The organism is Klebsiella sp. HMSC25G12, assembly GCF_001807705.1.
GTDB classification, from domain to species: Bacteria; Pseudomonadota; Gammaproteobacteria; order Enterobacterales; family Enterobacteriaceae; genus Klebsiella; species Klebsiella variicola.
The window spans coordinates 1-13,860 of record NZ_KV789908.1; the positions used below are offsets into that span (position 1 = coordinate 1).

The 13,860-nt window shown below is 55.5% G+C and carries 16 protein-coding genes; 10 read left to right on the top strand and 6 right to left on the bottom strand.

Translation table 11 applies throughout. The features are described from left to right. From HMPREF3096_RS18555 to gstA, 7 genes are all read left to right on the top strand, one after another. Positions 1–192, top strand: a 192-nt coding sequence (locus HMPREF3096_RS18555) for a hypothetical protein (protein WP_141749342.1), incomplete at its 5' end; no start/stop codon positions are given. Beyond that, complete coding sequence (gene rsxD, locus HMPREF3096_RS18560; protein ID WP_008804644.1) at positions 193–1,245, top strand: electron transport complex subunit RsxD; 1,053 nt, start codon at positions 193–195, stop codon at positions 1,243–1,245. Between the two features lie 10 nt (positions 1,246–1,255). After that, positions 1,256–1,876 (top strand): electron transport complex subunit RsxG, encoded by a 621-nt coding sequence (rsxG, locus tag HMPREF3096_RS18565; protein WP_032691405.1) that lies wholly within the window; start codon positions 1,256–1,258, stop codon positions 1,874–1,876. 2 nt (positions 1,877–1,878) lie between these two features. Next, positions 1,879–2,577, top strand: a complete 699-nt coding sequence (locus HMPREF3096_RS18570) for an electron transport complex subunit E (RefSeq protein WP_008804642.1) — start codon at positions 1,879–1,881, stop codon at positions 2,575–2,577. Position 2,578: 1 nt separating this feature from the next. Beyond that, positions 2,579–3,214: an endonuclease III gene (gene nth, locus HMPREF3096_RS18575; protein WP_008804641.1), complete on the top strand. Its 636-nt coding sequence runs from the start codon at positions 2,579–2,581 to the stop codon at positions 3,212–3,214. Positions 3,215–3,815: 601 nt separating this feature from the next. Beyond that, entirely contained in the window at positions 3,816–5,321 is a 1,506-nt protein-coding gene (gene dtpA, locus HMPREF3096_RS18580; protein WP_008804640.1) for a dipeptide/tripeptide permease DtpA, read from the top strand. Positions 5,322–5,431: 110 nt separating this feature from the next. After that, on the top strand, positions 5,432–6,037 hold the full coding sequence (gstA, locus tag HMPREF3096_RS18585; RefSeq protein ID WP_050887092.1) for a glutathione transferase GstA: 606 nt from the start codon (positions 5,432–5,434) through the stop codon (positions 6,035–6,037). Between the two features lie 42 nt (positions 6,038–6,079). On the opposite strand, the gene pdxY is transcribed toward gstA, so the two are convergent. The 5 genes from pdxY to anmK form a co-directional block, all read right to left on the bottom strand. After that, positions 6,080–6,940, bottom strand: a complete 861-nt coding sequence (pdxY, locus tag HMPREF3096_RS18590) for a pyridoxal kinase PdxY (RefSeq protein WP_008804638.1) — start codon at positions 6,938–6,940, stop codon at positions 6,080–6,082. A 60-nt stretch (positions 6,941–7,000) separates the two neighbouring features. Continuing rightward, positions 7,001–8,275 carry a tyrosine--tRNA ligase gene (gene tyrS, locus HMPREF3096_RS18595; RefSeq protein WP_012968045.1) on the bottom strand — a complete coding sequence of 425 codons (1,275 nt, stop codon included), beginning with the start codon at positions 8,273–8,275 and terminating at the stop codon, positions 7,001–7,003. A gap of 124 nt (positions 8,276–8,399) precedes the next feature. After that, a complete protein-coding gene (gene pdxH / locus HMPREF3096_RS18600; RefSeq protein WP_032731006.1) occupies positions 8,400–9,056 on the bottom strand; it encodes a pyridoxamine 5'-phosphate oxidase in 657 nt (218 codons plus the stop codon). A gap of 57 nt (positions 9,057–9,113) precedes the next feature. Beyond that, on the bottom strand, positions 9,114–9,437 hold the full coding sequence (gene mliC, locus HMPREF3096_RS18605; protein WP_032691200.1) for a C-type lysozyme inhibitor: 324 nt from the start codon (positions 9,435–9,437) through the stop codon (positions 9,114–9,116). Between the two features lie 92 nt (positions 9,438–9,529). Beyond that, complete coding sequence (gene anmK / locus HMPREF3096_RS18610) at positions 9,530–10,654, bottom strand: anhydro-N-acetylmuramic acid kinase (RefSeq protein ID WP_008804634.1); 1,125 nt, start codon at positions 10,652–10,654, stop codon at positions 9,530–9,532. Between the two features lie 268 nt (positions 10,655–10,922). Here anmK and slyB point away from each other — a divergent pair, with 268 nt between their 5' ends. Together slyB and HMPREF3096_RS18620 are read left to right on the top strand one after the other, a co-directional pair. Continuing rightward, a complete protein-coding gene (gene slyB / locus HMPREF3096_RS18615) occupies positions 10,923–11,390 on the top strand; it encodes an outer membrane lipoprotein SlyB (RefSeq protein WP_008804633.1) in 468 nt (155 codons plus the stop codon). Between the two features lie 220 nt (positions 11,391–11,610). Then, the gene (locus HMPREF3096_RS18620) at positions 11,611–12,972 is read left to right on the top strand and encodes a sensor domain-containing diguanylate cyclase (protein ID WP_032730535.1); all 1,362 of its coding nucleotides are present in this window, start codon (positions 11,611–11,613) and stop codon (positions 12,970–12,972) included. 35 nt (positions 12,973–13,007) lie between these two features. Here the strand turns inward: HMPREF3096_RS18620 and slyA are convergent, their stop codons facing one another. Then, entirely contained in the window at positions 13,008–13,448 is a 441-nt protein-coding gene (gene slyA, locus HMPREF3096_RS18625; RefSeq protein ID WP_008804631.1) for a transcriptional regulator SlyA, read from the bottom strand. A 172-nt stretch (positions 13,449–13,620) separates the two neighbouring features. On the opposite strand from slyA, the gene HMPREF3096_RS18630 reads away from it, so the two are divergent. Continuing rightward, positions 13,621–13,857, top strand: a complete 237-nt coding sequence (locus HMPREF3096_RS18630) for a DUF1656 domain-containing protein (protein WP_004143834.1) — start codon at positions 13,621–13,623, stop codon at positions 13,855–13,857. Positions 13,858–13,860 lie beyond the last annotated feature (3 nt).

Genomic DNA, 13,860 nt, shown 5'->3' on the forward strand with positions numbered 1-13,860 from the left:
GTCGACCCGCGTAAAGCCGCGGTGGAAGCCGCCATCGCCCGCGCCAAAGCGCGCAAAGCCGAACAACAGGCCGCACAACCGGATCTCGCGTCAGCCGCAGCCAATGACGACCCACGCAAAGCGGCCGTCGCCGCGGCTATCGCCCGCGTTCAGGCGCGTAAAGCAACACAGCAGGCAGTTAACGAGGAATAAATGGTTTTCAGAATCGCAAGCTCCCCCTATACCCATAACCAGCGGCAGACCTCGCGTATTATGCTGCTGGTGCTGCTCGCCGCCGTGCCTGGCATTGTGGTCCAGACCTGGTTTTTCGGCTGGGGTACCGTACTGCAGATTGTCCTCGCCGCATTGACGGCCTGGGCAACGGAAGCCGCTATTCTCAAACTGCGCAAACAGCATATTGTGGCGACCCTGAAGGACAACTCCGCCCTGCTCACTGGCCTGTTGCTGGCGGTGAGTATTCCACCGCTGGCCCCCTGGTGGATGGTGGTGCTCGGCACTGCCTTTGCCGTGGTGATCGCCAAGCAGCTGTACGGTGGATTAGGCCATAACCCCTTCAACCCGGCGATGATCGGCTACGTCGTGCTGTTGATTTCATTCCCGGTACAGATGACCTCCTGGCTGCCTTCATATGAAATTGCCGCCCAGGTTCCGGCGTTCAGCGATGTGCTGCAGATGATCTTCACCGGGCATACCGCCGCCGGGGGCGACATGGCCAGCCTGCGACTGGGTATCGACGGCATCAGCCAGGCCACCCCGCTGGATACCTTTAAAACCTCTCTGCATGCCGGGCATAGCGTCCAGCAGGTGCTGCAATTGCCGGTTTACGGTGGCGTACTGGCGGGCCTCGGCTGGCAGTGGGTGAATATCGCCTGGCTGGCGGGCGGTCTGTTCCTGCTGTGGCAGAAAGCGATCCGCTGGCATATTCCGGTCAGCTTTCTCCTTAGCCTTGGGCTGTGTGCCACCCTCGGCTGGTTATTCTCGCCGCAAAGCCTGGCGTCGCCGCAGATGCATTTGTTCTCTGGCGCCACCATGCTCGGTGCTTTCTTTATTCTGACCGACCCGGTGACGGCTTCAACAACCAACCGCGGCCGCCTGATCTTCGGCGCCCTCGCCGGCCTGCTGGTGTGGCTTATTCGCAGCTTCGGCGGTTACCCGGATGGCGTGGCATTTGCCGTTCTGCTGGCGAATATTACCGTGCCGCTGATCGATTATTACACGCGCCCGCGCGTGTACGGCCACCGTTGAGAGAGCGATGATGTTAAAAACGATGCGAAAACACGGCGTCACGCTGGCGCTGTTTGCCGCCGGTTCCACCGGACTGACGGCGGCGATCAATGAACTGACGAAAAGCACTATCGATCAGCAGGCGGCCCTGCAGCAGAAAGCGTTATTTGATCAGGTCTTACCCGCCGACCGCTATAATAACGATCTGCTCAAGAGCTGCTATCTGGTCAGCGCCCCGGCGCTGGGCAAAGGCCAGCATAAAGTGTGGATAGCCAAAAATAACGACCAGCCGATCGGCGCGGTGATGGAAGCCACCGCGCCAGATGGCTATTCCGGGGCAATACAGCTGTTGGTTGCTGCCGATTTTAGCGGCACGGTCCTCGGCACCCGCGTGACCGAGCATCATGAAACGCCGGGCCTGGGCGATAAAATCGAGCTTCGCCTGTCGGACTGGATCACCCATTTTGCCGGGAAAGTCATCCACGGTCAGGGCGACAGCCATTGGGCGGTCAAAAAAGATGGCGGCGATTTTGACCAGTTCACCGGCGCCACCATCACCCCCCGGGCGGTGGTCAATGCCGTTAAGCGCGCAGGCCTGTATGCACAAACGCTGCCTGCGCAACTTCCTGAATTCACCGCCTGTGGAGAATGACCATGAGCGAAGTTAAAGACGTCATCGTCCAGGGCCTGTGGAAAAATAACTCCGCCCTGGTTCAGCTGTTAGGGATGTGCCCTCTGCTGGCGGTCACCTCGACCGCCACCAACGCCCTCGGGCTGGGTCTGGCGACCACCCTGGTGCTAACCTTAACCAACCTGACCATCTCCAGCCTGCGCCGCTGGACGCCGGCGGAGATCCGGATCCCCATCTACGTGATGATCATCGCCTCGGTGGTGAGCGTCGTGCAGATGCTGATCAACGCCTATGCCTTCGGCCTCTATCAGTCGCTGGGGATTTTCATCCCGCTTATTGTGACCAACTGCATCGTGGTCGGCCGCGCCGAAGCCTTTGCCGCCAAAAAAGGGCCGGCGCTGTCGGCACTGGATGGCTTTTCTATCGGCATGGGCGCCACCTGCGCGATGTTTGTGTTGGGCTCCCTGCGCGAGATCCTTGGCAATGGCACCCTGTTTGACGGCGCCGACAGCCTGCTTGGTAGTTGGGCAAAGGTGCTGCGCATCGAGGTTTTCCATACGGATACCCCCTTCCTGCTGGCTATGCTGCCGCCAGGCGCCTTTATTGGCCTCGGCATGATGCTGGCGGTAAAATACCTCATCGATGAACGTAGCAAGCAGCGGAAGGCGCAAGCGGCCCGGGCCGTTTCTGTCGCCCCGTCTGACGTGACAGGGAAAGCGTAACATGAACAAAGCCAAACGCCTGGCGATCCTCACCAGGCTGCGGGAAAACGATCCCCATCCCACTACCGAACTGCATTTCAGTTCGCCGTTCGAGTTGCTGATTGCCGTTCTGCTTTCTGCGCAGGCCACCGATGTCAGCGTCAACAAAGCGACAGCCAAACTCTATCCGGTGGCCAATACGCCCGCAGCGATGCTGGCGCTGGGGGTGGATGGGGTGAAATCGTATATCAAGACTATCGGCCTGTTTAACAGCAAAGCGGAAAACGTCATCAAAACCTGCCGCATCCTGCTCGAGCAGCACAACGGCGAGGTGCCGGAAGACAGAGCGGCGCTGGAGGCGCTGCCCGGCGTGGGCCGTAAAACCGCCAACGTGGTACTAAACACCGCCTTTGGCTGGCCGACCATCGCCGTGGACACGCACATCTTCCGCGTCTGCAATCGGACGCAATTCGCCCCTGGCAAGAATGTTGAGCAGGTGGAAGAGAAGCTTCTGAAGGTGGTCCCCGCCGAGTTTAAGGTCGACTGTCATCACTGGTTGATCCTGCATGGACGTTATACCTGCATTGCCCGCAAGCCGCGCTGCGGCTCCTGCCTGATTGAAGACCTCTGCGAATTTAAAGAGAAAGTCTACGCCTGATCCCTTCTTCTGAGCCATAACTTAACCCTGAGTTATGGCTCGAATTTGTGCATTTAACCCGCCGTTAACACCAGAAAATGTCTCTTATGATGGGTAATAATCCGGCTATATAACGAACAATCAGTGCTTTCATTTTTTCTCGATGCAAAATTTCTATACATTTGTGATCGAGATCATGCTCGCAACTTTATGTTGATTACATGTTGTGAAAATGAAAACAAATGTCAGGCAATACAACGATTGAGCAAAGATTACCAGGATAATAGACCATTAATTTTTAGGATAATGGACCATATCACTACTCATGAGGTCAATCAGTAGAATATATCGCCTTTTTAACGAAATCAGACTGATGAAAAAGATAAAAATAGCAATCATAACGAAACGGTGAAATTTAACTCTGGATAACATTCATATGTCCGGAGCATTATGCCACCCACATTATGTGTAACAGTTTATTACAAAGGCCTTGCCTGACGCGCCAGGATAGTGAACATTACCTGCCGTTTTCCCTCCCAAAATAACTATAAAGGCGGCGGTCCAACGAGATTGCGCCCCGAACACCCCCCAGTAAATATGGGATGTAAAAAAAGAGGTATATGTGTCTACTGCAAACAATAAACCAGCAGAAAGCGTGAGTCTGAACGCTTTCAAACAACCACGCGCGTTCTATCTCATTTTCTCGATCGAGTTATGGGAGCGTTTTGGTTATTACGGCCTGCAAGGGATCATGGCCGTTTACCTGGTAAAACAGCTGGGTATGTCGGAAGCGGATTCCATTACTCTGTTCTCCTCCTTTAGCGCGCTGGTCTATGGTCTGGTTGCTATTGGCGGCTGGCTGGGCGATAAAGTGCTGGGCACCAAACGTGTCATCATGCTGGGCGCTATCGTGCTGGCCATCGGCTATGCGCTGGTGGCCTGGTCCGGCCATGATGCTGCCATCGTCTATATGGGTATGGCGACCATCGCCGTCGGTAACGGCCTGTTCAAAGCCAACCCGTCCTCCCTGCTTTCTACCTGCTATGACAAAAACGATCCCCGTCTGGACGGTGCATTCACCATGTACTACATGTCCATCAACATCGGTTCGTTCTTCTCGATGCTGGCAACCCCATGGCTGGCCGCTCGCTTCGGCTGGAGCGTGGCGTTTGCCCTCAGCGTGGTGGGGATGGTGATCACGATTATTAACTTTGCCTTCTGCCAGAAATGGGTAAAACAGTACGGTTCGAAACCGGACTTTGCCCCAGTGCACATGGGCAAACTGCTGGCGACCATCGCTGGCGTGGTGGTGCTGGTCGCCATCGCCACCTGGCTGCTGCACAACCAGGGCATCGCACGTATGGTGCTGGGCGTCGTCGCACTGGGTATCGTCGTGATTTTCGCCAAAGAAACCATCGGTCTGAAAGGTGCCGCGCGTCGTAAAATGATCGTCGCCTTCCTGCTGATGGTAGAAGCGATTGTCTTCTTCGTACTGTACAGCCAGATGCCGACCTCTCTGAACTTCTTCGCGATTCGTAACGTTGAGCACTCGATCCTCGGTATCGCCTTCGAACCGGAACAGTATCAGGCGCTGAACCCGTTCTGGATCATGATTGGTAGCCCTATTCTGGCAGCCATTTATAACAAGATGGGCGACCGCCTGCCGATGCCGCACAAGTTCGCTATCGGCATGGTACTGTGCTCCGGCGCGTTCCTCGTCCTGCCTTTAGGGGCGAAGTTCGCCAGCGACGCCGGCATCGTCTCGGTTAACTGGCTCATTCTGAGCTACGCGCTGCAGTCTATTGGTGAGCTGATGATTTCCGGCCTCGGCCTGGCGATGGTCGCTCAGCTGGTTCCGCAGCGTCTGATGGGCTTCATTATGGGCAGCTGGTTCCTCACTACCGCCGGCGCGGCGATCATCGCCGGGAAAATCGCCAACCTGATGGCGGTGCCGGAAAACGTCACCGATCCGCTGGTGTCGCTGGAAGTGTACGGCCACGTGTTCCTGCAGATTGGTATCGTCACCGCGGTTATCGCCGCCCTGATGCTGCTCACGGCGCCGAAGCTGAACCGTATGACTCAGGACGACAGCGCGGACCTGAAAGCACGCGAAACCGCGGCAGCCTGACGCCGCAGGGAAAACCAATTATTTTTAAGCCGCTAACGTTAGGTTAGCGGCTTTTTTTTTACCCCTGGCGGGACTAACATACAGAAAACTGCAGCCACGAGGAGTTACGCATGAAACTGTTCTACAAACCCGGCGCCTGTTCCCTGGCCTCGCATATCGCCCTGCGCGAAAGCGGCCTGGATTTCACGTTGCAGAGCGTGGACCTGGCCAAAAAACGGCTGGAAAACGGGGATGATTATCTGCTGATCAACCCGAAAGGTCAGGTGCCGGCGTTGCTGCTGGATGATGACATCCTGCTCACTGAGGGCGTGGCTATTATGCAGTACATCGCCGATCAGGTGCCGGACCGCCATCTGCTGGCGCCAGTAGGCTCCATTGCCCGCTACCAGACCCTGGAGTGGCTGAATTACGTGGCCACCGAGCTGCATAAAGGCTTTACCCCGCTGTTCCGCCCGGATACCCCGGAAGACTATAAGCCTGTCGCGCGGGCGTTGCTCGAGAAGAAACTGCAGTATGTTGATGAGTCGCTGGAAGATAAACAGTGGCTGACCGGCCATCGCTTTACTATCGCCGATGGCTATCTGTTCACCGTGCTGCGCTGGGGCTATGGCATAAAACTGGATATGGCTGCCTATGGTCATATCGGCAGCTGGATGGCGCAGGTGGCAGCGCGTCCGGCGGTGGCGGCCGCACTGGCGGCTGAAGGCTTAAAATAAGGCCTGAACCTGCCCGGCGGACCGTCGGGCAGGCCCGGGGAGTTACAGCCGGGTGGCGCTGAAGCAGTGCTCCGGTACGGCAATGCGATCCTGCGCCGCCACCACCTGCAGTTCATACTCTTGCATGTTTTTGGTGGTGAGCATGATCTCGTACACCGCGGCGGTAACGTGCTCAAGCGCATCGCGCAGGCTGGCACCCTGCAGCAGTTTCACCAGCAGCAGTCCACTGGTCACATCGCCGACGCCAACCGGCTGACGCAGGCCAAAATCCACCAGCGGCCGACTGATATGCCAGGCTTCTTCGGCCGTCACCAGCAGCATCTCAAAACGATCCATGCTCAGACCGGCGCGGGAAAGATGTTTAACCAACACCACCTCCGGCCCCTGGGCAATCAGCTCCCGCGCAGCAGCTACCGCTTCGCTGACGCTGGCGACCGGATGACCGCACAGGATCTCCAGTTCAACCAGATTCGGCGCAATAATATCGCTGGCCGGCAGCGCATAGCGCACGTGGAATTCCGCCACGCCGGGCGCGACGATACACCCTTTCTCCGGATGGCCCATCACCGGGTCACAAAAGTACTTCGCCGCCGGATTGGCCGCTTTCACCTGACGCACGATACCGAGGATATGCTCGCCCTGTTCAGCGGAACCGAGGTAGCCGCTCAGAACCGCATCGCAGGTCTGCAGCTTGTCGATGTCGGCAATGCCCTGGACGATCTCCGTCAGGTGTGAAGGCGGCATCACGCAACCGGTCCATTTACCGTATTGCGTATGGTTGGAGAACTGAACGGTATTCAGGGGCCAGACATTGGCGCCCAGACGGCGCATCGGAAACTCGGCGGCACTGTTGCCGGCGTGGCCAAACACAACGTGAGACTGAATGGCGAGGATGTTCTTCATTTTCTTACCACAACCCTAAAAAGAAAAAGGGCGTGGTTTCCCACGCCCTGGTTTTATTTTTTATTTCCAGCAGACCAGGCAGTAATTCTTTTTACCGCGACGCAGTAAGGTGTAGCGGCCGAACAGACGGTCGCTGTCGCTGAATACATATTCCGGGTCGGCCTGTTTTTCACCGTTGATGGTCACCGCGTTCGAGGCAACGGTTTTACGCGCCTGACCGCGGGACGGCTGCAGCTCGGAATCCACCAACGCCTGCAGGAGATCGGCGCCTTTTTCCATTTCGATCATCGGCACGCCATCCTGCGCCAGCTGTTCGAAATCTGCTTCGCTCAGGTCGCTCAGGTTACCGTTGAACAGGCTTTCGGTAATGCGCTTCGCCGCTTCCAGGCCTTCTTCGCCGTGGACCAGGCGCGTCACCTGCTCTGCCAGCACGTACTGGGCGCGCGGCGCTTTACCGCTGTTTTTGTCTTCTTCTTCCAGAGCATTGATCTCCGCCATGTCCATAAAGGTGAAGAACTTGAGGAAGCGATAGACATCAGCATCCGCGGTGTTGATCCAGAACTGGTAGAATTTGTACGGACTGGTTTTCTTCGGATCCAGCCACACGGCGCCGCCTTCGGTTTTACCGAATTTGGTGCCGTCTGCTTTGGTGATCAGCGGAACCGTCAGGCCAAACACCTGGTTCTGGTGCAGGCGACGGGTCAGATCGATACCGGAGGTGATGTTGCCCCACTGGTCGGAGCCGCCGATCTGCAGCGCTACGCCGTGCAGCTTGTTCAGGCAGGCAAAGTCGTACCCTTGCAGCAGGTTGTAGGAGAACTCGGTAAAGGAGATACCCTGATCGTCACGATTCAGACGCTGCTTCACCGCTTCTTTGTTGATCATCTGGTTAACAGAGAAGTGTTTGCCGATATCGCGCAGGAAGGTCAGCACGTTCATGCTGCCAAACCAGTCATAGTTGTTCGCCGCGATCGCCGAGTTGTCGCCACAGTCAAAATCAAGGAACGGGGCCACCTGTTTGCGGATTTTATCCACCCACTCCTGCACGGTATCCTCGGTATTTAGCTTACGCTCAGCGGCTTTAAAGCTTGGGTCGCCAATCAGACCGGTTGCGCCGCCCACCAGCGCTACAGGTTTATGACCTGCCTGCTGGAAGCGTTTCAGGCATAACAATGGAACAAGATGCCCCAAATGCAAGCTGTCAGCGGTAGGATCGAAGCCGCAATAGAGCGCGATCGGGCCTTGCGCCAGTCGCTCTGCTAACGCTTCCTCGTCCGTCACCTGGGCTACCAGCCCCCGCTCTTGCAATTGTTTAATCAAGTTACTGCTTGCCATCAAATTCTCCATGTATAAACGACTGCACCTCTGCCGGTACACGACTTTTCGCCAGATGCGAAAAGTACATAGAATAAAGCGCCGGCCCTTTCAGCGCCAGCGCTTCGATAACTAATTTCGGCGTTTACGGTGCCAGGCGGTCTATTTTCCAGGCGCCATTATCACGCTGGTATAAAAAGCGGTCATGCAGCCGATGTTCGCCCCCCTGCCAGAACTCCATCTGCTCGACGCTGACGCGGAATCCGCCCCAGAAACTCGGCAGCGGCACTTCCCCCTGCTGGAATTTCTGCTTCAGCTCGAGGAATTTGCTCTCCAGGATCCCGCGGGCGGAAATGCGACTGGACTGCTGGGAGACCCAGGCGCCGATTTGGCTATCGCGCGGACGGCTGTGGAAATATTTGACCACCTCCAGCGTCGACAAGCGCTCCGCTTTGCCGATCACCATCACCTGGCGCTCCAGCATATGCCACGGAAACAGCAGGCTCACCTGGGGATTTTTTTCAATCTGATGGGCTTTGCGGCTGCCAAGGTTGGTATAAAACACCAGCCCTTTTTCATCGTAATGCTTCAGCAGCACAATACGCTGGTAAGGTTGGCCGCGCTCATCAACGGTAGCAACCACCATCGCGGTCGGGTCTGCGAGTTTCGCGTCACAGGCCTGACGCAGCCAGCGTTCAAACAGCGGCAGGGGTTCAGCAGGAAGATCGTGGCGACGCAAACCGCCACGGGTATATTCACGGCGCAAGTGCGCGATTTGCTGGAGTTCGTCGTTATCAGACATGGCCATTGAGGATGTAGTCATAAGGTGGCGTTATTGTGCGCCCCCCCGACAGAAATCTCAACGTTTGGCCGTCTGCAGCTGACAGTTATCGAGGATGATGCGATCGCGTTTATAGACGGTAGCGGTATCGCCCTTCGACCAGAAGACGTAGACGCCGTCGGTGTAGCGCGCCCCCGAAGCCGACAGCCCCTCAGCCAGGTTCAGTTGCTGATTATCATAGATAAAACTCACCTGTTGGCGGGTATTATTGCGATGGACCGTTAACGGTTTCTGGTCGCATTGATACTCCAGCGTGTCCGTCTGCATCCGCTCGACAAACTGGTTGTAGTAGCTACAGCCCGCCAGCATAAAAGGTACAACTGCGATAAGAATTTTTTTCATTCGTTTGCCTTCGACTTTCCCGGTCACGGAGGGCACTCCGCCCACCGCTTAACTTGTCCAGTTTACCGGTCGCGCCGTGTTTAAGATTTCAGTTAACTCCGATTCTGCGGCGGGTTAGCCGGGAAAATGGCGCCCAGCACCGTGGCTTCGCTGGCGCCGGTCACTGAGGGAAGATTACCCGGCAGCCCCGCCAGCGTGCGCCAGGCCAGCCAGGCAAAGGCCAGCGCCTCCATATCATCGCCGCTGATCCCCGCCTCATCGGTGGTGGAGACTTCGGTTCCCGGCAGCAGTGCCGCCAGGCGCGCCATTAACAAGGGGTTACGCGCGCCGCCGCCGCACACTAACAAACGCTCGCAGCCGCCGCTTAACAATACCTGCTCACTGATGGTCACAGCGGTTAATTCCGCCAGCGTGGCCTGCACATCCTGCCCACGCAGTCCCGAATAACGGGCCAGATGTTTTTCCAGCCAACCGTAATTGAAATATTCACGACCGGTGCTTTTCGGCGCCGGTAAAGCAAACCACGGATCGCTCAGCATGTCCTGCAGCAGCGGCAGCAGCACTTTACCTTCGCTGGCCCACTGGGCATCCTTATCATACGGTTTACCCTGCTGACGCCAGATCCAGGCGTCCAGCAACATATTTCCCGGCCCGGTATCATAGCCGCGCACCGGCTGCCCCGGCACCAGCAGCGACACGTTGGCGATGCCACCGATATTCAGCACCATCCGCCGTTCAATGGGATGCGCCAGCAGCGCATGATGAAATGCCGGGACCAACGGCGCCCCCTGCCCGCCAAGCGCCATATCGCGCCGGCGAAAATCCCCCACCACCGTGACTCCGGTATGCGCGGCGATCTGGTTGTTGTCGCCGATTTGCAGCGTGTGCGGCGCGTCGCCTTGCGGTTCATGCCATACGGTCTGTCCATGGCAGCCGATAGCGATAACGTCGGTGGGCTTGAGATTTTCCTGGCGCATCAGCGCCAGTACGGCATCGGCAAACAGCCGCCCCAGACGAGTGTCCAGACGCCCCAGTTGTGAGAGGGTCAACGACTGGCCCTGGCAAATCGCGAGGATCTCTTCTTTTATTGGGTGTGGTATGGGCCAGGTGAGACTGGCCTGCTGCGCCACGATGTTTTCGTTGATGGCGGCCAATACGACATCGATACCATCAAGGCTGGTACCGGACATAACGCCAATAAAGCGACCCGATCTCATACGTTTTTCCTTCATTCCATGACCCTCGTATACGCCTCACTCCACCATAAAGCGCCCGCTAATGCTATGTTGTTATAATACTTTTTAACAATAGAGCGACATTTCAGAGAACACCGTAAAGAACCGGCGTTTAGTTTAGGTTGAAGCATCATTAATTATTATTTTTTGTATAGTCAGGGCGGAAGCTATGCCCGCCGGCGACTAAATGCCATATAATTAACCGTATGGACGTTCAATTGAACACCTTCGGTGAACAGGAGATTCATAAATGATTTTACGTGTTTTGGCTGTATCGATGATTGGTTTTACGCTCGCAGGCTGCGTGAGCAGCAGCGGCCTGTCCGGCGACGTTTATTCCGCATCTGAAGCCAAACAGGTGCAGAGCGTAACTTACGGTACGATTGTGCATACGCGCGCCGTGCAGATCCAGAGCGGCGACGACAGCAATGCCATCGGCGCCATTGGCGGTGCAGTGCTCGGCGGGTTCCTCGGCAACACCATCGGCGGCGGTACCGGACGCTCTCTTGCCACCGCGGCTGGCGCGGTCGCGGGCGGCGTCGCAGGCCAGGGCGTTCAGGGTGCAATGAACAAAACCCAGGGCGTAGAACTGGAAATCCGTAAGGATGATGGCAACACCATTCTGGTGGTGCAGAAACAGGGCAGCACGCCGTTCTCTGTGGGTCAGCGCGTCGCCATTGCCGGCAGCGGCAGCCAGGTCACCGTTTCTCCTCGATAACACCCCTTGCGATGCGGCCCGTTGCGCCGCATCGTATTTTTCAGCCGCGGTTATTCCACCGTAATAGATTCGTATTAGCAATCAGATATATTATATTCAAGTAGTTCATCAATCATTGCGCCTGCGCAATATCTTATCTCACCGCCCCCACTACTCTCAGATTGTCATAATACTTTGTCGACTGAACGTCGCTGTTGCTTTTCTCTCTGGGATCTTGCCTATGCTCAAACATGTCAATCATGTTGCTAAACGTTTTATTATATATGTTTTTATTTGCTTACTGGCCGGGTTCGGCATTGCCGGAGTGACCGCTTTTTTTCATACCAGTTTCAGCACTACCTCATCAATATTATTTCCTCTACTGACCAGCTTTCTGATGGTCTTTCATATTACTATTGCCTGTTTTATGGGCATGAAATACTGGAGCAACAAGCGCCGCCTGTACCTTACACCTGTTGCTTTCGGCTTTGCCTGTTCAGCGCTGCTGATGCTGGGCACCCTCAGCAGCTATCCGGACTGGCTTACCTGCAGCACGACCCCGGTCATTAATCAAAATGACGCCGTTATCTATTATTTCTTTCGCAATATAATGATGGCTGTATTATTCATGTCATCTATTGTTTTGTATTACTTCCGCCAGCGCATCATGCACTCGCTGAAAGCACACGTGATTACATTCGCGGCATGTATCGTTTTTACATTAACAATTATTTTTTTATCGTGGATGTACTCCAGCCACTCGCCGTGGCTGAGCGTCAATTTTATCGACAATCTTAGCCATACCTTCACGCCGCTGTGGCAAAGTATTATCGGCTGGCTGCTGATGGCTATCTGGTTTATCACGCTTATTTTATTAATTAGCCTGAGTAAACTACGCAATATTTTCTGGTTTAGCGGCGCTTTTTTTTGCAGCGCTTATCTTTACACCCTCTTCCAGCTAGTCTCCACCGCCGGGGAACTCGATCAGACCTGGTACCAGGCGCGTTTTTTCGAAACGCTTTGTACCCTGTTCCTGATTCTGGTGCTGCTGGTCGACGTCTTTATGCTCTACCGTGAGTCTAACCATAAGTATGTCCACTCGTACCAGAACTCGATTCGCGACCCGTTGACCCGGCTTTATAACCGCAGCTTCTTCTACGACACCCTGAACCAGCAGCTGGCGAAGGTAAACCCCCAACATCCGCTGTCAGTGATTATCAGTGACCTCGATCATTTCAAACGCATCAATGATAACTACGGCCACGTCGCCGGCGACAAGGTGATCCAGTTTGCCGCCTCGGTGCTGGAGAACCATTCGCGCATGGATGACGCTGCTGCCCGCATTGGCGGTGAGGAGTTTGCCCTGCTGCTGGTCAACACCGCCGAGAAAGACGCCCTGGCGATCGCCGAGCGTATCCGCCTGGCCGTCAACGCTGAGCAACACCCTCTGCCGGAGCGAATGACCATCAGTATGGGGTTGTATACGACGCGCGATAGAAGCGTGAGCGCAGAAACGTGCGTCGAGCGCGCAGATGCGGCCATGTATGAAGCGAAAAACAGCGGGCGTAATCGGGTGGTGGTCTGGCGTCACCCTGGCGACTAAAAAAAACGGCCCGGGGCAACCCGGGCCGCAAAGGATTAATCTTTTGCCTGGAGATCGAGGATATTTTGTTCAAGTTTACGAATTAAGTGGAGCAACGTTTCCACTTCCTGCTTTGAGACCCCCGACAGGATTTCATCGCGGGTCTTGCCTATCACCTCTTCCATCTCATTGATCAACGGTTCAGCTTTTTCAGTGAGCTTGATGCGTTTGGCCCGCCGGTCGCTTGAACAGGTCTGGCGAGAAATAAGCCCTTTCTCCTCCAGCTGATCGAGCGTGCGCACCAGCGACGGCTGTTCAATGCCGATGGCTTTAGCCAGCTGGATCTGCGACTGCTCAGGCGGCAGCTGATGGATGTTATGCAGCGTGACCCAGTGAGTCTGCGTTAACTCCAGAGGTTTCAGGCGATGGTCGATTAGCGCGCGCCAAACGCGGACTAAACGTGCCAGATCAGAACCAAGTGGCGATTCCAATTTCATCTCCTTATAATTAGCTTGCTAAGTTATTATACTGATTTTAGAATAGTGTGCAGCATTTGAATTATCAAAACAAATGAATTACTTGATTCAACAAAAACCAAAACAATGATTTACACTGTTATAGCGTAGCACGCTCTGAGGTTACCCCTGTAATGGCAAAGGATTTTTGCTTGTGAAACTGAGTCTTAACACATCCGGATTGCCGCTGCAGGACCTGGTGTTCGGCGCGTCCGTCTATTTCCCTCCGCTGTTCAAAGCCGTCTTATTAGGTTTTTTTATCTGGTTGTTTTTACATCGTCAGCTGCGTGACTGGATGTATGCCGGCGACATCTGGCATCCCCTGCTGATGGATCTCTCGCTGTTCGCGCTCTCGGTCTGTCTGGCCCTGGTGTTACTGATTGCCTGGTGATGT